The sequence below is a fragment of the Streptomyces sp. NPDC031497 genome (assembly GCF_055580905.1).
In genome coordinates this window covers 239275-258321 of the sequence record NZ_JBVIKO010000008.1, presented here as the reverse complement: position 1 = coordinate 258321, position 19047 = coordinate 239275, and the positions used below count along the sequence as shown (strand labels likewise).

Genomic DNA, 19047 nt, shown 5'->3' with positions numbered 1-19047 from the left:
GATGCCGACCATCACTGCGACGACCGACCTTTCCGGCCGTGATCTGCTCGACCGGATCCTGCGCAGGCTGGCCGAGGCGCCGCACACGGCGTCCGACCCCCTGGCGAACCCGCCGTGGCTCGACGAGTACCGCGCCGCGGCACACTCCGACGCCTTCACGACGGCGCACGTACAGCCGCCGTCGCCGCACCGGCTCGACGCCCCCGACAGGCTGCTCCTCATGGCGGCCGGGCTGATCGAGGAAGACGTCCGGTTCGGCGCGCTCTTCGCTCATCTCCAGGCTCCCCTCCCGTCGCGCCGGCCCTGCGTCGGCCTGCTCGGCTGGCTGCTCGCCGACGCCTCCCTCACCGCGTACGGCCTCACCGGCCGGGTGCAGAGCCTCGTACGCCGCGGGTTGCTGGAGGTCGACAATCCGGCCGACCCGCGCTCGGAGTGGGTGGTGCGTGTGCCCGTGCCGGTGTGGGATCTGCTGCGGACCGGCCGGATCGGCCCCGACGCGCTGCCGGCCGGGCTGACCCACCGGCCGCGGGCGGAGTTTCCGCCGCCGGAAGCGGTCGTGCTCTGCGCCGACGCGGCCGCGGTGGTCCCGAGGCTGCCCGCGCTGCTGCGGGACGGGTCCGTCGCCGCCCTGGTCGTCCGCGGGATGGCAGGCTCCGGCCGCACCACCCTGCTCGGCTCGCTGGCCGCCGCGCTGGACCGGGATCTGCTGGTGTACGAGGGGCAGCCCGGCGACGACGCCTGGCGGCTGTTCGGCGCCCTCGCCTCGATCGGCGACGTGTTCCCCGTCGTCCGGTGCGCACTCGGGCCGGGCGAGACCCTGGCGCTGCCCCGCCCGCCCGGCGTCGACCAGCCGCTCGGCGTCGTGATCGGCCGCACCGGCGGGGTGACCGGCGAGGCCGTGGACCCGGCGCTGACCGTGACCCTCGGCGCGTGCGGCCCGGCGGACCGCCGCGGACTCTGGACCGCCCTCGGTGTGACGGGTGACGCGGCCGACCTCGACACCATCGTGAACCGGTTCCTGCTGACCCCCGGCAGCATCCACCGGGCGGCTCCGCTGGCCGTCGCGGGAGCACGTACGGCGGGTCGCACGGCGGTCACGCCGGCCGATGTCGCCGCCGCGACCCGGACGCTCGACCGGCAGAGCCTGGAGGTGCTGGCCCGCCCCCTGGACCCCTTGCCGGTCGGTGACCCGCCGGTGCTCACCCCCGCAGCCGCGGCGGAACTGCGCACCCTGGCCATGCGGTGCCGCCACCGGGAGCGCCTGACGACGGCCACCGGGGGCGGACGCGGTGGCCTCAACCGCGGCGTACGCGCCCTGTTCGGCGGGCCGAGCGGCACCGGCAAGACCCTGGCGGCGCGGCACCTCGCCGCGATGCTCGGTCTTGACGTGTTCCGGGTGGACCTCGCCGCGGTCGTCAACAAGTACATCGGGGAGACCGAACGCAACCTCGACCAACTCCTGAGCCGTGCTGAGGAGTTGGACGTCATGCTGCTGCTCGACGAGGGGGACGCGCTGATGACCCGGCGCACCGACGTCGCGAACGCCAACGACCGGTACGCGAACCTGGAGACCAACTTCCTGCTGCAACGGCTGGAGACCTTCGAGGGCATCGTCGTGGTCACCACGAACGCGGGCAACCGCATCGATCCCGCCTTCCTGCGCCGGATGGACGTGACCGTCGACTTCGTGCCGCCCGACGCCGGTCTGCGCCGCCGGCTGTGGTCCGCCCACCTCCCCGACGACCACCGGGTCAGCCCCGAGGTGCTGGCCGACACCGCCCGCCGGTGCGACCTGACCGGCGGCCAGATCCGTAACGCCGCGCTGCACGCGGTCCTCCGCGGCCTGGAGAGCGGAACACCCGTCGGCGACGAGGACCTCATCGCGGCGGTACGGCGGGAGTACCGCCGCACCGGGGCCTCCTGCCCGCTCCCGGACCGTACATGAGCACGCTCCCGAGCGTGCACACGCTTCCGCTCGTGACCTGCGTCATGCCGACGCGTGACCGGCGACGGTTCGTACCGCGTGCGATCGCCTACTTCCAGCGCCAGGACTATCCCCGCAAGGAACTGGTGATCGTCGACGACGGAACGGACCCCGTCGAGGACCTGGTGCCGGAGCTGCCCACCGTCCGCTACCACCGGCTCACCCGGCGCGTCACGGTGGGCGCCGCGCGCAATCTCGCCTGCGAGGCGGCCACGGGCAGCGTCATCGCGCACTGGGACGACGACGACTGGCAGGCCCCCGACCGGCTGAGCCGGCAGGTGCGGCAGCTGACATCGGGAGGGGCCGACCTGTGCGGCATGACAAGCCTGCTCTACTACGACCCCGCCGCCGACGCGGCCTGGCGCTTCACCTGGCCGTCCCGGCTGCCCCGCTGGCTCGCGGGCCAGAGCCTCTGCTTCCGCCGCGACCTCTGGGTCCGCTCCCCCTTCCCGGACCAGGCCGTGGCGGAGGACGCGGTGTTCGTCCGCCGCCTGATCAACCGGACCCCCACCCGGACCACACCCGGCGACGCCCTCGTGGCCCTGGTACACCCTGCCAACACGGTCGCGAAGTCGAGCCGCAACGTTTATGCCTCGCCCGCGACGATGACCGAGGTCCGGGCACTGCTCGGTCCGGACCTCGACTTCTACCGCGCCCCGCGGACCTGAGCGGCCGGGCCGTCCGTCCGGCACCCCGGACGGACGGCCCGGCCGTCACCGCTGTCCCGCTCCCCGCTTGGTGTACTTGGCGGTCAGCTCCTCGATCCTCCGGAGGATGTCGGCATACGTCTGCGCCTCGCGTGCCCGTATGGCGTCGACGTCGGCCACGCTGTACCCGAACTTCGCCGCCTTCGCGTACGGGATGTCCGCCCAGCTCTTGTTGGATTTGAGGCTGCTGCCGTTGGCGTCCGCCCGCATGCGTACGAGGTTGTCCGGCAGGTCGCCGAGAGCGGCCAGCTCGTTCCTGAGCAGCTCCTGCACCTCTGCGGGCGCCTGCGCGTAGAACGCCAGCAGTCGGCGGAGTTCCCGCAGTTCGGTGATGCGGTCCAGCGACACGAGGTGATCCGTGGCGAGCTTCGGCTTGGTGACCTGGGCGTTCCACGCGGCGAGGGACATCACCTGGTCGACCTGGATCCTGCCGGCGGCCTTGTAGTTCGGGCCGTTGCTCCGCATGAGCTCGTTCAGGCTCTTGCGCGCCTGGTTCAGGGCCTTCTGCGCCGCGTCCCGCTCCTGGGTCACGGCGGGCAACTGAACGTCCGTGACCGTCTTGGCCGCGCCTCCGGAGTCCTGGAAATCGTGCATCAGGGCGTAGTTGCGGCTCAGCCAGTCCAGGTACGCCTTCTCCGCGGCCGTCAGCCCGGCCTCCAGGCGCAGTTTCCGGACCGCCTCGACCTTGTCGTCGTAGGTCGGCAGCCCGTTGATCGGACCGAGGCGGGCCTTCAGCGAGGCGGGCTTCACCGGGCGCTCTCCCGCCTGCTTGAGCAGTCCGCCCTGGGCGCTCCGCTGGTCCGCCTCGTGCGACGGAACCGACACGTCGGCGGCGGCGACCGCCTGCTCCTTGCCCGCCAACTTCTCGGCGGCCCGCTGCCGGCCCGCGGCGTCGAAACCGGCTGCGGGCGCCTTCGGGGCCGTCGCCGACGTGGCCGGGGAGGCTTTGGCGGGGGCCTTGGGTGGCGGGGCGGTGCGCGTGGTCGTCTCGGGGGCGGGTCTCGTATCGGCAGTGGACGGTGCGACGGTGCTCTGCTGCGGTCGTACGGTCGCGGTCGGCCTTTCGGTGACCGCCGCCCGTCCGCCCGCCGGCGACGGGCTTTGCGCCACTGGCCGCGGCGGTTCGGTGACGGCGGCCCGCGGGGGACCCCCGGCCGCCGGTCCCTGGGTCACGGGCTCCGCCTCGGACAAGCCGATCATCCCGGCGGCCGTGACCTTCCGGAGGGCCCCGCGGAAACCCGTTCCGCCGGCAGGACGGGCCGGCGGAGGCGCCTCGACGGGCGCCCCGGGGATGTGGGGGGCCGATCCGCCTCGCAGGCGGGGTCCTTCCGCGAGGAAGAGCATGAAGAGGGGTAATACGAACATCTCGGACCAGTGTCGGCTGCGTGCCTCTGCCAGAGCCCGGGCATCCACCTCGTCCAAGGTCACGGTCGCCCGCTGCGTCTCCTTGCCCTCGAGCCAGTTGAGGATGTTCTCCGTCTCGGCCGTGATCGCTTGGCAGAACGCCAACTCGTCGGCGGCTGCCTCGTATTCGGGACCGAGCGCGGAGCGGAGGCCCTGCTCGAACTTGTTCGTGTCATCCGCGTACCCGACGGGGTCCTCGCGCCAGATCCGCTTCCTGACGGCACGCTCCCGATCGAGGGCTCTGCCGAGCCGCCGCTGCCAGTAACCCTTCCAGAGCTCGTACATCTCGCGGTCGGTGAGCGTGTTGTCCGGATTGTGTGGATCACGCGGATCCCCGTGCGTCGCACGGTTCTCCGCCCCGGCGACCTGCCGGTGGACGACGCCGGCCTCTCCCGTCGCCACGAGCGCGGCCCCGGGCGCGGCCCCCGCCGCGACGGCGTCGGCGGCCCGTTCGGCGGCGTCACCGGGGGAGCTGAGCCTGGTCGGCACCGTCGGTGTCCGCCCGCCCTGCTGGACGACATGGCTCACCTCGTGCCGGAGCAGCCGCAATCCCGTTTCGGTGTCCGGCGCGTACTGGCCCGGGGCGAAGGCCATGTGGTTCCCCACCGTCCACGCGTTCGCGTCGACGGACCGGGCGGACTGTGCCGCCTCGGCGCCCGTATGCACGCGTACGTCACCCAGATCCCGGTCGAAGACCGCCTCCAGCCGCGCCCGGACCACAGGGGCGAGCGGCTGCCCCGGCTGCCGGGCGACGACGTCCGCGACGGCCTGGACCGGGGCCGTACGAGTGCCCCGCGCCTCGCCGGTATCGCCCGCGCCGTCAGGCACGGCCCACAGTGGGATCGTCCGTCCCGTCCCGCCCGCCGGAGGTGCGGTGCGAAGCCCGCTCCCGGCGTCGCCGGCCCGGCCCCGGGCCTTCTCCGACCCAGGCTCAGGGGAATGCTCACTGCCCACGTCCGCCTCCGTCGAGTCGCGTCAAGCCGGTTCGCCCCAGGTGTCGTCGGTCCGGCTCAGCTTGCCCGACGGTCCGTCACCCCTCCGTCACGGAGAAAGCCGGGGGAAAGGGCGACGGTTGCGCATCCGAGGGTACCGATCAGGGCGAGCGTGCCGGCCGCGAGGATCTGGTGGACCGTGTCACGGTAGGCGAGGACGTATCCGTCGTCTCCGGTGGCGTAGCCGTGGCTCGGTGGGCAGGTCCGGCATGGGTAGCGGGGCATGGCGCCCGCGCTGCGGCGCGGTGAACCCGAGAGCGGCTACGCCGTCCTCGACGATGAAGCCGAGGCTGCCCCGACTCGGGCGTGGCGGACGACCGGCTGCCGCCGTGCGCAGGAACCGTCAGGACCGAAACCCCTACCTGATGAGGGAGGCCGGTTGGCCGGATGGGGCGGCGGACGGCAGGTGATAGGCGTCGTACCAGTCTCCGCCGATCACGTTGCCGTTCTCGGACGGTTGGTACAGGGCGCTGATCTCGACATGGTGGGCCCGAGCTGACCGGGAGCGAGCCCGGATCGTCCGCAGGGTGTCTACATCGGGTCCATGGTTCCGCTGCCCCTGCCGTTTTCCTGTTCGCTCTTTTCCCGAATATGTATGGCCTTGTTCGTCAGTCGCTGGCGTTCGGCGGGATCGGCGGCGTGCTGAGCCGCCTGCTCCAGCTCTTCGGCCTTGGCACGCATCTCCTGGGCCCGCTTGCTCGGCTGGTTCTCGATACTCATGATCAACCTCCGGTCGGGGAGTCCGGCGTCTTTCCAAGCCAATCAGCAGCAGGGTGCACGCGCCACCGAACGGAGCGCGGCCCCCGGCGGCCGCCGCCTCGCACCCCCAGCCGGCCTGGGTGAGATGCGAGGGCATTCGGGTGGGTCGATTCTTACCGAAGACGCACCTCGTCAGCGGATTCACGGCGCCTCGCGCAGGCCGTGAGGCGCACCGGCGCCGGACCAGCCGCCAAGCACTTCTCTTTCTGTTTGGTGCGACAGGTTCGTCGCGCGCCCCCTCTTCGGAGCGGTGCGCTTCCAGCCGCCCTCGGTCGGTTGGCGGACCGGGCGTCGTCCCAGGCCGCGGTCCGGGAACTGAATCGGTGCTGTGGTCGTGACTGCGCTGCCGTTGGCGGTGTCGGTGGGGGGCGCTGCCCGTCGGGGCGGCTTCAGGTGCGCAGCCGTGCTTCCACCCGGCCGTCGGTTACGCGGGTGTCGAAGGCGGGCTGGGGCGCGGTGGCCGGGCCGGTGACGTTCCAGCCGTCGGTCAGTCGGAAGGTGCTGCCGTGCCAGGGGCAGCGCAGGCAGCCGTCCTCCAGAGTGCCTTCCGACAGGGGGCCCGCCAGGTGGCTGCAGTGTTCGGCCAGCACGTGCACCCTGTCGTCCGGCCGGCGGACGGCGACCACGGCCACGCCGTCGAGGTCACGGCGCGTCGGCCGGCCTTGCGGAAGGTCGGACAGGTCGGCGACGTAGTGCCAGCCTGGCTCCACCAGCTGCGCGACGGCTTCGGCGTGGTTGGCGCCCGCTGCCAGACGGTAGGCGAGGTGGCCGCCGAGCGCGCCACCGATACCGACGACACCGAGCCCCGCCCAGCCGTACATCCTGCCGGAGATTTCGTGCCCGCGCAGACGAGCGGTCAGGGATGTGACATACAGGGCGACACCGGTGATGTTCGCTGCGGCATGGACGATGCCGACGCGCATCTGCCGACGGTTCAGTTCCGCCCAGTCCACCCAGCCTGACGCCGCGGCCGGGGCTGCGGCGAGCAGGCCGGTGGCGATCAAGAAGCGCGCCGCGCGGCGCTGGCCGGGCACTGCGTCGAGCACTGCAGCCGACAGCCAGCTGCCGAGGGGTATCTGGACCAGCAGCGGATGTACCGGGTGACCCAGCCACCGCCCGTGCAGACCGTCTCTGGCCCGGCCGAGTGGCACGGCCCGCACCATCCGCTGCATGAGCTCGAGCAACTTGTCGGCGCCGGAGAAGCGTTCCAAGCGGTCGGCCGCTTTCAGGACATGGCCAGGGCCTCCTGCATCGGGCAGGAGCCGTCTGGCCGTCGGGGGAAGGCGGTGGGGGAGGGTGCTGAGTCTCATGTGCTCCGAGTAGCCGCTTCACGGTGCCGCAATCAGCCGGCCTCTGCCGAGTCGAGAACGCGTCGTGATCTGGCCTTCGACGCGATGATCGAGCGGCTGGAGGAGGTCATCGCCGACCGTAGGAGGGGCCGGCCGGCCGCGCCGGGCAGGCACCCTGCCGTTTGGCCGCATGCGTGCGGGAAACGTGGGAGTAACCCAGCTGACTGCGAAAACGCCGACCACGAAAACCGAGACCGACGGGCCGCAGCCGATCGAGAATCGAGAGGAGCCCGTGCGATGACGACTTCTGAGCCGGGCCGAGCCCCGGGCCTCGCACCAGGCGGCGGGACGTCACCTGGTGAAACTCCGCCCGCCGAGGGGAGCATTTCCGGCATCTCGCATCCGGATCCGCCCGAGTCGCGGAAGGGATGGGCGGCCATACCGCTCGTTCTGATCATGGGGGTGGTGCTGCTGGTGGCGATCGGTCTCATCGCGATGGTGGTGGCTCTGATCGGATAGCCACCCTGAGTGACGAGAGCGCCGACGGGAGTGCCTGTGCGAGGAAGCGGGAACGCCGTGAGGGAGCGGCGCACGGAAGCCTGTCACCGGACGCACCCGGCGGGTGGCTCCGTGCGAGGATGCGCCTCACGGGAGAGCCTCGCAGGGCACACCCGGCCCATGCGTCACTGCTCCGAGCGCCCGGCGACACGGACCGCAGCCGCACACCGACAGGGCGCTGATCCCGACACATGGTCGAGCCGGGCGGGGATACCCCAATGGCATGCCACGGACACCAGGACCAGGACAGCACGGCGAGCCTCGCACGCCGGACAAGCCCAGCAAACTGCCGAAACGGGCCTGGTGGGCGGTGCTGAAGGGCACGGTCAGAGAATTCCAGAACGACGAACTCGCCGACCGGGCCGCGGCGTTGACGTACTACGGGGTCCTGTCGCTCTTCCCGGCGCTGCTGGTCCTGGTCTCGCTGCTCGGTATCGCCGGCAGGTCGGCGACACAACACGTCCTGGACAACGTCGAGAAGCTGGCGCCGAGTTCGGCCCGGGACATCATCAGCGACGCGGTAAGGCAGCTTCAGGCGTCCGGCGGAATCGGCTCGATCGTCGCCGTGGTCGGCATCGTGCTGGCGGTATGGTCGGCGTCCGGCTACATCGCGGCGTTCATACGCAGTGCCAACGTCGTGTACGACATGCCCGAGGGCCGCCCCGTGTGGAAGGTGCTGCCGATCCGGGTGGGCGTCACGGTGGTGCTGCTGGTCCTCACGCTGATCAGCGCCCTGATCGTGGTGTTCACCGGCGGCCTGGCCCGTGTGGTCGGTTCGGCACTCGGAATCGGGGACGCCGCGCTGAAGGCGTGGTCGATCGCGAAGTGGCCGGCCCTCGTCATCCTGGTCACAGTCATGGTCGCGATCCTGTATTGGGCGGCGCCGAACGTGAAGGGCCGCGGCTTTCGTTGGGTCACTCCGGGCACTGTGCTGGCCTTGCTGGTCTGGATGACCGCCTCGGCGGCCTTCGCGTTCTACGCGGCGCACTTCGCGTCGTACAACAAGACGTACGGCACGCTCGCCGGGGTGATCGTCTTCCTGATGTGGCTGTGGATCAGCAACATCGCGATCCTGCTCGGCCTGGAATTCGACGCGGAACTGGCCCGCCAGCGTGCCGTCGTCGGCGGACTGCCGAAGGGCGAAGAGCCGTATCTCCCGCCCCGTGACACCCGCGCCTGGAGCACGGAGGATCACCGCCGCATGGACTGACGCGATGGGCGACGGAGGAGCCGGCCCAGTACACGGGGAGACCGCGCCCAGTACACGTGGAGACCGCGCACGGCACACGTGGAGACCTCGCACGTTCAGCGGCTTCTCACACGAAACCCGTGGTCACCCCGAATGCGAATCCCACCGCCGACGCCTCTGGTCCTCGTTGCGCTTACCACTCGACCCGCCTCCGGACAGTTGGTGTGGGGTGAGCCGCTCGCGCTCGTCCTTCGCCTGCGGCATCTCCTCGGGCTCGCGCATCTCCTGAACCTCACGAGTCGGCCCGGTTTCCGGCAGCCGGGGCTGCTCTTCCGGGCGCGGCGACGCAGACTCCCGACGTCGGACCCTGATACCGAGCCGTACGGCCCAGATCAACGCGACGACAAGGACCAAGCCGGCGGCCAGTGGCAGGATCCCCAGTGCCGGCCCGCTCGACGCGGTCATTTCTGTACTCGGTGCAGTCATCCGCCCCGAGTGCCCCGGAGACGCAGGGGCAACCTCTACCGCCGCGGCATGCCCGCACCAGCTCAGACCAGCCCTCGACGGTGTTTCGGCGCCGCGCGTGCAGCCTACGGCGCGGCCGCAGGAGACGCACCGAGGCGTCACGGCTGGCAGGGCCCCCGGACGCCGGGACCGACCAGGCGCATGGCCCCGAAACCAAGCCTGTGGACGGTCTCTCCGGCGATCTCGATCGTCCCGGACGCATGGTTGAGGCGATGCCCCAGGGTCTGATCCTCGGCCATGTGCACTCCCCCCGAACTTGGAAGGGGTCGGGGACAGCCTCTGCACGCGGGCTCGCCGTGGCGTGATCGACTTGCCGCGCAACAACCTCACTCAACGGCTGACGGGACGCGTTGTCGGCGCAGGAGCAGCCCTGCGGGCCGCCACAGAGCGAAGGCCAGGCCGAGGCCGAGCGGGATCTGCAGGAACTGCTGGATCACCGGGGGCCCGGGCTTGTCCCCCCGCCTGAGCGGGGCCCGGCCCTGCGGATCGACGGTCACCGTGTAAGTGCCGCCTACCACCCACTTCCAGCCCATGAGCCCGTTCTCCTCGATCGGAGCCAGCGGTGGGCCGTCGAGGACGGTGACCGTGTAGAGGTGGGCGCTGTCACCCATGCCGTCGCCGGCGGACCACTGAATCTGTCGGACCCTGACGTGTTCGGTACGCCCGTGCTGGTGCAGTACCTGCTGATCCAGCTCCTTGTTCTGCAGGAACAGCAACCCGAAAAGGCATACCGCACCCAGCAGCCACCTGATGTCCAACCACCAGCACGTGCCCAGGAACACGCAGGCGAGGAGGATCACCAGCGCGCACAGCACGTCGATCCACCGGGCGTGCGCGAAGACGGCTGTGTGCACGATCGCCCACAGCGCCAACGCTGTGCCGGTGCTTGCGGCGCCCACCAGCACCCGCCAAGCCACGCCTGTCCGCCCTGTGCCTGCTTCCTCCGCGCTCACCCTCACCCCTGCTCTCGACGAAACCGCCGGCCTGATGGTGCACGCGTTCAACGTATGGATTGTTCAACGATCCTTCAATAGGATGGTTCAACATTGAGTCGTCTGCTTCGCGGACGCGGAACGGCAACCAACCGGAGGGCTGAAGGAAATGAGCCGGCATCAGTTCGAACAGGTCGACGACCTCGGGCGGATCCTGTTCTGCGACGACCCCGCGCTGCAGCTCGAGTGCGTGCTGGGAGGCCTGGAGACCGTGGAAGGCACAATCACCATCGATCCCGCACAGACACCCCGCATGCCCACTGCCCTCTTCGAGTTCAGGCATGCCGTGGGCGTGGGCCACTTCGGGTACGTCGTGCCGAAGGGAGCCTCGCTCGACGAGATACCCGAGGAACCGCAGCTCGAAGGCGCCATCCTGTTCGGCATGAGGCGCCTACCGCCCGACGTCTACTGCGACCTGCCCTGGATCCTCGGATGGGAGCTGCACGAGATACCCGATGAACAGCCAAAGCTGGCGCAGAGCTACGGATACACCTCCTCCCGGCTGGAACTGCGGACGCCCGACGGTGAGATCTACTCCCGGACCTGGGTCCCGCACGACCCCGAGTGGGCGGCCGCCGCCCGGCGTCACGGCTACGTCGTGTGCCTGTGCGGCGTGGAACTGGGGATCCGCGGGGTGTACGCGATGACCGACGCGCAGCACACCCCGGGCATGCGCCACGAGTCCTTCCGCCGCGGATGCGCGCTGGGCCTGAACATCGGCGGGCTCGTCTCCTACGTCGACCACCGCTGACTCGAAACACCGAGCCGGCACGCTTCGAGTACGAACTGGGCCGCGACGCGGCGTGCTAGCGGGCCCGGCGGACGATGTGAGGTCGACGTACCGAAATCCCGGCTGTGAGGCTGTGCGGGCTCGACTGCTACGAGTGCGTTCTGACGCATCGAGCAGGCCATCTCCTCAAGCACATCGCCTGCCCTCACTCCCGGCAAAGTGCGGTGCGCAGCACCCCCTTCGGTCAGCATCAACGAAAACTGACACGCCGTCATTCCCGGAGATCCACAAGCCGCCTTTTGTCAGGAGTCGTTAGTGATCGAGCGATGATCGGTCGTGGCGACGGGCCCGCGGGGGCGGTTTGCCGTCGGGGGGCTGAGTAGTGCCCCACGCTCTCGGCCGAGAATTGACAGTCAGTTACTCGCTACCACTGGGTTCTCCGGTACGTCTGGCCGAAACGGTCGAAACCTGCCAGGGCACACATGCCCCACGCCTCCGAATTCCGGACCGAGACGTATTTGCGTTAGAACGCACTCCAACTCCTACGTTCGGAGGCATGCGATACATCAAGCTCGGAACGACCGGACTGGAAGTCTCCGCCATCACCCTCGGCTGCATGAGCTTCGGCGAGCCGGACCGAGGCGGCGAGCCCTGGTCGCTGGGCGCGGACGCCAGCCGGGACATCATCAAGCAGGCCCTCGAGGGCGGCGTCAACTTCCTCGACACGGCCAATGGGTACAGCGCCGGAAGCAGCGAGGAGATCGTCGGCCAGGCGGTCAAGGACTTCACCCGGCGCGAGGAGGTCGTTCTCTCCACCAAGGTCTGGATGCGGATGCGCCCCGGCCCGAACGGCGCCGGGCTGTCCCGCAAGGCGATCTTCGCCGAGCTCGACGCCTCCCTGAAGCGACTGGGGACCGACTACATCGACCTGTACCAGATCCACCGCTGGGACTACGACACCCCGATCGAGGAAACCCTCGAGGCGCTGCACGACGCGGTCAGGTCCGGGAAGGTCCGCTACATCGGAGCCTCTTCCATGTACGCCTGGCAGTTCGCCAAGGCCCTGTACCTGGCTGACCTGAACGGCTGGACCCGGTTCGTGTCGATGCAGGACCACTACAACCTCATCCACCGGGAAGCAGAGCGGGAGATGATCCCGCTCTGCGCCGACCAGGGCATCGGCGTGATCCCGTGGAGCCCGCTGGCGCGGGGCAGGCTGACGCGGGCCAGGGACACCGCCACGGCGCGTGCCGAGACCGACGCGGGCGGCAAGATCCTCTACCGCGACGAGGACCAGGCAGTGGCCGAGCGCGTCCACGAGATCGCGGGCAAGCGGGGTCTGTCCCCGGCCCAGGTCGCCCTGGCCTGGGTCATGCGCAACCCGGCGGTGACCTCGCCCATCGTCGGGGTCACCAAGCCGGCCCAGCTGGCCGACGCGGTCGCCGCGGTGGACGTCGAACTCGACGAGGACGAGGCCGCCTACTTGGAGGAGCCCTACCAGCCGCACGAGGCCGCCTACCTGGAGGAGTCCTTCTACAAGCGGCAGCCTGTGGCGGGCTCCCGGTAGTCCGGGCTACCGCCGGGCCTTCGATGAGTCCTTGGCCTCGGCCTTCGCAACCCTGTGGTGGGCCCGGCGGTGCTTGCGGGCGGTCGCGCGCAACTGCGTGATCTGCGCGCTGCCCGCCAGTGCGGTGAGCAGGATGCCCGCCACCGCGGCCCGGCCGACAGCACCGTCGACGGGCAGATCACCAAAGCGCCCTGCGGTGGCGAGGTCGCCGGGAAATCACCGATTGACCGGGGAAAGCTCGGGATCAAGTGGTCGCGGATGACCGACGGGCGAACCGGCACGACTCCCCGTTCCTGCGCTCGACGCTGGGAGAAGCTCGGGCGTTTCGAGCTCGCGTTGCCTGAGCAGATCACGGCGCACCTTGACGCGGGCTACGATTCCACGGTCACCCGCAAACTGCTGACCGAGCTCGGCGGCGAGTGGCGGATCCAGCCCACGGCCGTCGTGACCCCGATCAACCACACTCGCCGCTGGGTCGTCGAGCGCACCAACTCCTGGTACAGCCGCGGCTTCAACTTCACCCTGTCCTGCACGGAACGTCGAGCGGTCGTCATCAACGCACTGTTCGCGTTGATGACCGCGATCATCGTGAGGCCGACGCCTCATCCGCGAAGCCTGGACCAGCCAACGCTGGGACACACGGCCAGCCCGGCGGCCATGACGCCTTGTCCTCTACCCGCGGAATCTCCAAGGCGTCTGCGGCTACGCGTCGAAAGGCGTGAGAACGAAGATGGGCATCTTCCTGGTGGTCTTTTTCTGATACTCGGCGTAGTCCGGCCAGGCCGCCACAGCCCGCTCGAACCATACGTCGTACTCCTCGCCGTCGACCTCCCTGGCCCGGTAGTCCTTCTTGACCGGGCCGTCCTGGAGCTCCACGTGCGGGTTCGTGGTCAGGTTGTAGTACCAGACGGGGTGCTTGGGCGCTCCGCCCAGCGACGCGACGACGGCGTACTCGCCGTCGTGCTCGACACGCATCAGCGGCGTCTTGCGCAATTTCCCGCTTTTCGCCCCCACCATCGTCAGCACGATGACCGGCTTGCCCCCCTGGTTGTCCGTGCCCTCGGTACCACCGGAGCGCTCGTACAGGTCGACTTGATCACGGGCGAAGTCGAACGCGCTCGGCTCGTATTCCCCGGTGAGCGGCATGTCTGCCCCATTCCAATCGACGATGGGCCGACGGCGGCAGCCAGTTGCCGCCGTCGGCCACGGATCATAAACGGACTATACCCCGGTTAGGTCGTTGGTAGGGTGAAGTCGTGACCGGATCCGTTGCCTGGGGGCCGCCGTCCGGCGAGCGCGCCGACGCGGTCCGCAACCGGCGCCACCTTCTGACTACGGCCCGCAGAATGCTCGCCGAGCAGGGCACGGACCGCCTCACTATGGACTCACTGGCGGAGCAGGCAGGTCTGGGCAAGGGCACTGTCTTCCGCCGGTTCGGCACCCGGGCCGGCATCTTCCAGTCCCTGCTGGACGACGACGAGCACGCCTTCCAGGTGCAGGTGCTCTCCGGCCCGCCTCCCCTGGGTCCCGGTGCTGCGCCGCTGGACCGACTGATCGCCTATGGACGCGCCCGAGCCGAATTTCTGGTCGCGCATCGCGACATTGCCCGTGCCGCCCTGGACGGCAGCAAACCCATACCGATCGGCTCACGGACGCCGATGTCCCGGGTTCATATCCGCATGCTGCTCGGACAGCTCGAACTCGACGGTGCCGACCTCGACATGCTCGCTGTCCAACTCACCGGCGCCCTGGACGGACCCATTCTGCTGTACCTCTCATCCGACGAACTCTCCGACGCCGTCGACGAGGTCGGGGCACGCATCGGACTCGCCTGGCAGAACCTCGTGGAACGCGTCTGCCGCCCATGACCTCCTACGGAACTCTCACGAATACCCGCATCCGGCCTGAACGGGCCGGATCCTTGGCACTCCAACCTGACGTCCTGAATTTCTCCTGGTCAATGGCTTGGAAGTGGGGCGTGTAGGGCGGTTTGCGCATGCACAGGACGGTCTTGGACAGGCCGTCCCGCCAACGGGTGCCCACGCCGCAGGCAATGACAGCGCCGAGCACGGGCCTGGAACCGGCGCCGCCACCGGGACCAGGTCACCGCATGGCCGCGGCGTGCTGGAGCGCGGCGAGGTTGAACCGTCAGCAGACGACGGATCTCGGCTGGTGTGAGGTCCACGAGGCCGGGCATGTCGGCCCGGTCACCCTTTTTTCGCCTTGCGTGCGGCTCGGCGCGGAGTCTGCGGACGGCTCCGGCGCCGTGCAGGCCCCGGCGGGCGCCGGTGATGTCGAGGCGGTCGGCGATCAGATGGCGTGCGGCGCCCTCGACGGTGCCGCCGGCGATCGGCCGGCCGACAGCGAGGGCTGTGTCGCCACATGGCCTACGTCCAGCTCGGCGACCGCCCGTCGGGCTCTCCGTATGAGACTGGCCGACCGGTGAAGGCGTCGAGGAGGATGCGGTCCCCGAGCGGTTTCCGCAGCTCTACTTTGACGTTCTGTTCGATCAGGTCGGCGCTGCAGGGACCGGTCTGTGCTCCCTTGACGGAGGCGTACAGCACGACGTTCTCGTCCGTTTCCAGTGCCTTGACGACGGGGCCGTCGTCGCACGCTCCGTGAGCGGCCTTCACCGTGACGGATCGCCCGTCCGTCGCTGTACCGGCAAGCCCGGGGACACTCCTGAGGCCGCCGGCAGACCCTTGCCGGGCTTGTGAGATCGGTTGCTGCGGAAGCTTTGACGGGGTGACGGCCACACGCTTGAGCGGGGTGTCGTAGCCCTCCAGTGTGAACAGCCACGCGGGAACAGTGGCTGTTCCCCGGCTCGTGACGATCGTCGTCTGACCGAGCTCCGCTCCCGTCACCGTCAGCCGGGGGCCCGCACTGCGGTTGAGGGCGAACGACTGGTACGCCTTCTCCGCCCCCACCAGCGGACGAGTCAGAGCTTTCCCATCGGTCCAGTCGATCTTCCCCCGCTCCGTGGTCGCGACCGGCAAACTCCCCTTCAGCGCGAAGTTCTGGGTCTCGTAGGCCCGCTTGTCCGCCTGACTGTGCCAACCGGACTCCGGAACCTGTACCGCGTCGGCCATGGGGTAGTACCCCCGGCGCCATGCGGCGGCAGACCCGGACCCCCGCCAGGCATCCGCCACTTGGCGGGCGCGCTCTTCCTGCTTCTGCGGCGACTGACCATGTGTGTGGCCGCCGTCGGCTCGCGAACCGCCGCCGCATCCTGCGAGGAGGCAGATACCCAGGAAGGGCACGAGAACCAGGCAGACAAGGCGCTTCGTTTGCTTGTTCATGTCGATCCCTCGGGAATGTGCCGTCGATGCATTCTGAGAGGGAACCGATCATGCCGCCGGTCTGCTCGTGCCGGAAGCGGTGCAGGCCCGTGAGTGTGCCGGGGCACGCTACGGAAAGGGCGCCGCGGAGTCCGTCACCGCGCGGATCGTGGACGTTCTGCGCACGCTGCCCAACGCGCATCCGCGGGGGACGGATGCCGGCAGGGCTGTCGCCGGAAGAGACCGATCAGACCTTTCGCCCGTCCCCGCACCGTGCCGTGGCTCGGAGAGCCCATGACTTCACAGAGAAGTCTCCTGACGGCCGCGCATGTCGAGGCTGCCGTACTGTCCCCCGTGCACCCTGTCGGGGGCGAAGATCGCTGCGAGTGCGGCGACGTCGTCCGCGCTGAGCGGCACCGCGGTCGCCTCGGCGTTCTCACGGACGTACTTCACGCGCTTCGTCCCGGGAATGGGGGCGATGTCGTGTGGCTGAGCGAGGAGCCACGCGAGCGCGACCTGTCCCGGCGTATGACCGCGCGCCGCGCTGAACTCGCGGAGCTCATCGACCAGACGCGCGTTGCCGGCGTAGTTCTCGCTCTGGAACTTCGGCAGCGTGGCGCGGAAGTCCTCGGCGCCGAAGGACGCGCCGGAGGTCAGACTGCCGGTCAGCGCCGCCCGGCCGAGCGGGCTGTAAGGGACGACCGTGATGCCGAGCCGGCGGCACGTCGGCAGGACATCGTCCTCGAGGGTTCGTTCCCACAGCGAGTACTCGCTCTGGAGAGCGGAGATGGGGGCGACGGCGCTGGCCCGGCGCAGGGTGTCGCTGTCGACCGCGCTGAGTCCGATGGCGCGGATCTTCCCCGCTGCGACCAGCTCCGCCATCGCGCCGACGGTCTCCTCGACCGGAACCGCAGGGTCGAGGCGGTGAATGTAGTAGAGATCGATGTGGTCGGTGCCGAGTCGTACGAGACTCGCCTCGCATGCCTCGGCCACGTACTCCGGACGACCGTCCATGACCACACCGCCCGTGTCGCCGAGGCGCGTTCCGAACTTCGTGGCGAGGACGACCTCGTCGCGTCGACCGCGCAGGGCGCGGCCGAGCAGTTCCTCGTTGTGCCCGAAGCCGTTCGTGGCCTGCCCGATGACGGCGCCGGCAGCGCCGTAGATGTCGCTGGTGTCGAAGAAGTCGATACCGACGTCGATCGCCGTGTGGATGGTGGCGATCGACTCGGCAGGGTCGGCGGGGCCGTAGAACTGGGACATCCCCATACAGCCGAGGCCGATCGGCCTGACGCTGATGCCGCTCCGGCCCAGTGGGACCCGTGCTTTGGTCATGGTGCACTCCTGCTTGGTTGCTGGATGGCCTCGGGAGCCCTGGGTGTCGCCGATACGGCCTGCACCTCAGTGCCCCCGAGGGGGACGGTCGGCTCTCCGGACGCGGAAGGGCTCACTCGGGTGGTGGGCCGCGGCCGGTCAGCCCTGCGCGACCTTGGAGACGTGCGCCCAGTCGGCCCACGTCTGAAGACGCTGGGCGTAGACGGGCTCGACGATCTCCATGGGCTCGGTACCGAAGAACACCCGCAGCGGCGGGTTCTCGGCGTCGACGATCTGGAGCAGCGCCGCGCCGGCGTTGGCGGGATCGCTGTAACGGGCGTCACCCATGCGCTCGCCCATGGCCACGCGAACCTGGTCGTAGGCGGGGTTCAGCTCGGCGTGCGCGGCGGAGGAACCGGCCCAGTCCGTGGTGAAGCCGCCCGGCTCGACGATGGTGACCTTGATCCCCATGCCGGCGACTTCCTGCGCCAAGGAGTCGCTGAAACCCTCCAGCGCCCACTTGGACCCGTGATACGCGCCCAGCGACGGGAACGCGGCGACCCCGCCGACGGACGAGACCTGCACGATGTGGCCACTGCCCTGCGCGCGCAGAATCGGCAGCACAGCCTGAGTGACCCAGAACGCGCCGAAGAAATTCGTCTCCATCTGGTCGCGGACCTGCTGCTCGGTGACTTCCTCGACCATGCCGAACAGCCCGTAGCCGGCGTTGTTGACCACAACGTCAAGACGTCCGAACTTCTCGTGCGCGGCGGCCACCGCGGCAGCGACGGCCGCCTTGTCGGTGACGTCCAGCGCGACGGGCAGCACCGCGTCGTCGCCGTACTCGGCGACCAGATCGTCGAGGGCGGCCACGTTCCTGGCGGTCGCGGCAACCTTGTCCCCGCGCTCCAGCGCGGACTCGGCGAACGCGCGGCCGATGCCGCGGGACGTGCCGGTGATGAACCAGACCTTGCTCATGGCTCCTCCTTGGGGGGTGGCCTCCCGGATCGGCCTCCCGGGGATGACTTCACTGTAACCACAGAAGTTAGACCAATCCAAAAATATACCCATCCAGGAATTGGGCCGTACGATGGGATCATGGGAGGAACCATGAACCTGCGGGAGCGCAAGAAGCTGGCAACCTGGCGCGCCATCCACTCCGCCGCTCTGCGGCTCTTCGCCGAGCAGGGCTACGAGGCCACGACGGTCGAGCAGATCGCGACGGCAGCGGATGTCTCCCGCGCCACCTTCTTCAATTACTTCGCCAGCAAGGACGCCGCGGTGCTGGACCAGGACCCCGAGGAGCGGCGCAACTGGCAGGCGCTGATGGAAGAGCGTCCCGCGGAGGAGCCGCTCTGGGACTCGCTCACCGCGATCATGACCGGGTTCTGCGAGAGTCTGCGGGACCGCATGCCGCTGCAGCGCCGTCTCAAGGCGCAGTCGCCCGCTTTCGCGCAGTCGGCCCAGAGCTTCGGGGAGCAGTTCTTCACCGATCTGAAGCGCTGGGTGGAGTCCCGCACCTCCGGCTCCGACGAGCTGACTCCCGCCCTGCAGTTGAACCTCGCGATAGCCGCCACGGTCACCGCCTACGAGACCTGGCCCGCGGAAGAATCGTTCGACGGGTATCTACGACGCCTGGACCGCTGTCTCCGCCAGACGGGCCCCGGCACCCCCGGCGCATGACTCGCCCACCGTGGCGCCGCGTCCATGACGACGCGTTCCGAGAGCGTGACGAAAGGCGCCCCCCGAGGAGGCTGAG

The 19047-nt window shown here is 69.7% G+C and carries 19 protein-coding genes and 1 pseudogene; 9 read left to right on the top strand and 11 right to left on the bottom strand.

Annotated elements, in window-relative coordinates; genetic code table 11:
• Position 1: 1 nt before the first annotated feature.
• Entirely contained in the window at positions 2 to 1945 is a 1944-nt protein-coding gene (locus ACZ5K7_RS19195; protein ID WP_468914753.1) for an ATP-binding protein, read from the top strand.
• The gene (locus tag ACZ5K7_RS19190; protein WP_468914752.1) at positions 1942 to 2652 is read left to right on the top strand and encodes a glycosyltransferase family 2 protein; all 711 of its coding nucleotides are present in this window, start codon (positions 1942 to 1944) and stop codon (positions 2650 to 2652) included. Before ACZ5K7_RS19195 ends, ACZ5K7_RS19190 begins: the two co-directional genes overlap by 4 nt.
• 45 nt (positions 2653 to 2697) lie before the next feature.
• Here the strand turns inward: ACZ5K7_RS19190 and ACZ5K7_RS19185 are convergent, their stop codons facing one another.
• The 4 genes from ACZ5K7_RS19185 to ACZ5K7_RS19170 form a co-directional block, all read right to left on the bottom strand.
• Positions 2698 to 4923, bottom strand: coding sequence for an eCIS core domain-containing protein (locus ACZ5K7_RS19185; RefSeq protein ID WP_468914750.1), 2226 nt, complete (start codon positions 4921 to 4923; stop codon positions 2698 to 2700).
• Positions 4924 to 5105: 182 nt separating this feature from the next.
• Positions 5106 to 5312: a hypothetical protein gene (locus ACZ5K7_RS19180; RefSeq protein WP_468914748.1), complete on the bottom strand. Its 207-nt coding sequence runs from the start codon at positions 5310 to 5312 to the stop codon at positions 5106 to 5108.
• A 306-nt stretch (positions 5313 to 5618) separates the two neighbouring features.
• The gene (locus tag ACZ5K7_RS19175; RefSeq protein WP_351704033.1) at positions 5619 to 5807 is read right to left on the bottom strand and encodes a DUF6381 family protein; all 189 of its coding nucleotides are present in this window, start codon (positions 5805 to 5807) and stop codon (positions 5619 to 5621) included.
• Between the two features lie 428 nt (positions 5808 to 6235).
• Positions 6236 to 7156, bottom strand: a complete 921-nt coding sequence (locus ACZ5K7_RS19170; RefSeq protein WP_468914746.1) for a Rieske (2Fe-2S) protein — start codon at positions 7154 to 7156, stop codon at positions 6236 to 6238.
• Between the two features lie 276 nt (positions 7157 to 7432).
• On the opposite strand from ACZ5K7_RS19170, the gene ACZ5K7_RS19165 reads away from it, so the two are divergent.
• Both ACZ5K7_RS19165 and ACZ5K7_RS19160 read left to right on the top strand, forming a co-directional pair.
• Positions 7433 to 7654 (top strand): DUF6480 family protein, encoded by a 222-nt coding sequence (locus tag ACZ5K7_RS19165; protein WP_351704027.1) that lies wholly within the window; start codon positions 7433 to 7435, stop codon positions 7652 to 7654.
• A gap of 262 nt (positions 7655 to 7916) precedes the next feature.
• The gene (locus tag ACZ5K7_RS19160; RefSeq protein WP_351704024.1) at positions 7917 to 8903 is read left to right on the top strand and encodes a YihY/virulence factor BrkB family protein; all 987 of its coding nucleotides are present in this window, start codon (positions 7917 to 7919) and stop codon (positions 8901 to 8903) included.
• A 123-nt stretch (positions 8904 to 9026) separates the two neighbouring features.
• On the opposite strand, the gene ACZ5K7_RS19155 is transcribed toward ACZ5K7_RS19160, so the two are convergent.
• The 3 genes from ACZ5K7_RS19155 to ACZ5K7_RS19145 all read right to left on the bottom strand — a co-directional run bounded on the left by ACZ5K7_RS19155 (position 9027) and on the right by ACZ5K7_RS19145 (position 10324).
• The gene (locus tag ACZ5K7_RS19155; protein ID WP_468914744.1) at positions 9027 to 9347 is read right to left on the bottom strand and encodes a DUF6479 family protein; all 321 of its coding nucleotides are present in this window, start codon (positions 9345 to 9347) and stop codon (positions 9027 to 9029) included.
• A gap of 158 nt (positions 9348 to 9505) precedes the next feature.
• Entirely contained in the window at positions 9506 to 9646 is a 141-nt protein-coding gene (locus ACZ5K7_RS19150; protein ID WP_468914742.1) for a hypothetical protein, read from the bottom strand.
• Positions 9647 to 9733: 87 nt separating this feature from the next.
• Positions 9734 to 10324: a hypothetical protein gene (locus ACZ5K7_RS19145; RefSeq protein ID WP_468914740.1), complete on the bottom strand. Its 591-nt coding sequence runs from the start codon at positions 10322 to 10324 to the stop codon at positions 9734 to 9736.
• A gap of 184 nt (positions 10325 to 10508) precedes the next feature.
• Between ACZ5K7_RS19145 and ACZ5K7_RS19140 the strand changes: the two genes are divergently transcribed.
• The 3 genes and pseudogenes from ACZ5K7_RS19140 to ACZ5K7_RS19130 all read left to right on the top strand — a co-directional run.
• Positions 10509 to 11150, top strand: a complete 642-nt coding sequence (locus ACZ5K7_RS19140) for a hypothetical protein (RefSeq protein WP_468914739.1) — start codon at positions 10509 to 10511, stop codon at positions 11148 to 11150.
• A gap of 535 nt (positions 11151 to 11685) precedes the next feature.
• Positions 11686 to 12696 carry an aldo/keto reductase gene (locus ACZ5K7_RS19135; protein WP_468914737.1) on the top strand — a complete coding sequence of 337 codons (1011 nt, stop codon included), beginning with the start codon at positions 11686 to 11688 and terminating at the stop codon, positions 12694 to 12696.
• A 162-nt stretch (positions 12697 to 12858) separates the two neighbouring features.
• A pseudogene (locus tag ACZ5K7_RS19130) lies at positions 12859 to 13357 on the top strand (transposase); the annotation flags it as partial.
• Positions 13358 to 13398: 41 nt separating this feature from the next.
• Here ACZ5K7_RS19130 and ACZ5K7_RS19125 read toward each other — a convergent pair.
• Positions 13399 to 13842, bottom strand: a complete 444-nt coding sequence (locus ACZ5K7_RS19125) for a nitroreductase family deazaflavin-dependent oxidoreductase (RefSeq protein ID WP_351704551.1) — start codon at positions 13840 to 13842, stop codon at positions 13399 to 13401.
• A gap of 110 nt (positions 13843 to 13952) precedes the next feature.
• On the opposite strand from ACZ5K7_RS19125, the gene ACZ5K7_RS19120 reads away from it, so the two are divergent.
• The gene (locus tag ACZ5K7_RS19120; protein ID WP_468914735.1) at positions 13953 to 14564 is read left to right on the top strand and encodes a TetR/AcrR family transcriptional regulator; all 612 of its coding nucleotides are present in this window, start codon (positions 13953 to 13955) and stop codon (positions 14562 to 14564) included.
• A 519-nt stretch (positions 14565 to 15083) separates the two neighbouring features.
• Here the strand turns inward: ACZ5K7_RS19120 and ACZ5K7_RS19115 are convergent.
• The 3 genes from ACZ5K7_RS19115 to ACZ5K7_RS19105 form a co-directional block, all read right to left on the bottom strand.
• Entirely contained in the window at positions 15084 to 15995 is a 912-nt protein-coding gene (locus tag ACZ5K7_RS19115) for a hypothetical protein (protein ID WP_468914733.1), read from the bottom strand.
• 279 nt (positions 15996 to 16274) lie between these two features.
• Positions 16275 to 17309, bottom strand: coding sequence for an aldo/keto reductase (locus ACZ5K7_RS19110; RefSeq protein WP_468914731.1), 1035 nt, complete (start codon positions 17307 to 17309; stop codon positions 16275 to 16277).
• Positions 17310 to 17447: 138 nt separating this feature from the next.
• On the bottom strand, positions 17448 to 18266 hold the full coding sequence (locus ACZ5K7_RS19105; protein WP_351703993.1) for an SDR family NAD(P)-dependent oxidoreductase: 819 nt from the start codon (positions 18264 to 18266) through the stop codon (positions 17448 to 17450).
• A gap of 120 nt (positions 18267 to 18386) precedes the next feature.
• Here ACZ5K7_RS19105 and ACZ5K7_RS19100 point away from each other — a divergent pair, with 120 nt between their 5' ends.
• Positions 18387 to 18971 carry a TetR/AcrR family transcriptional regulator gene (locus ACZ5K7_RS19100; RefSeq protein WP_351703990.1) on the top strand — a complete coding sequence of 195 codons (585 nt, stop codon included), beginning with the start codon at positions 18387 to 18389 and terminating at the stop codon, positions 18969 to 18971.
• Positions 18972 to 19047: the final 76 nt, after the last annotated feature.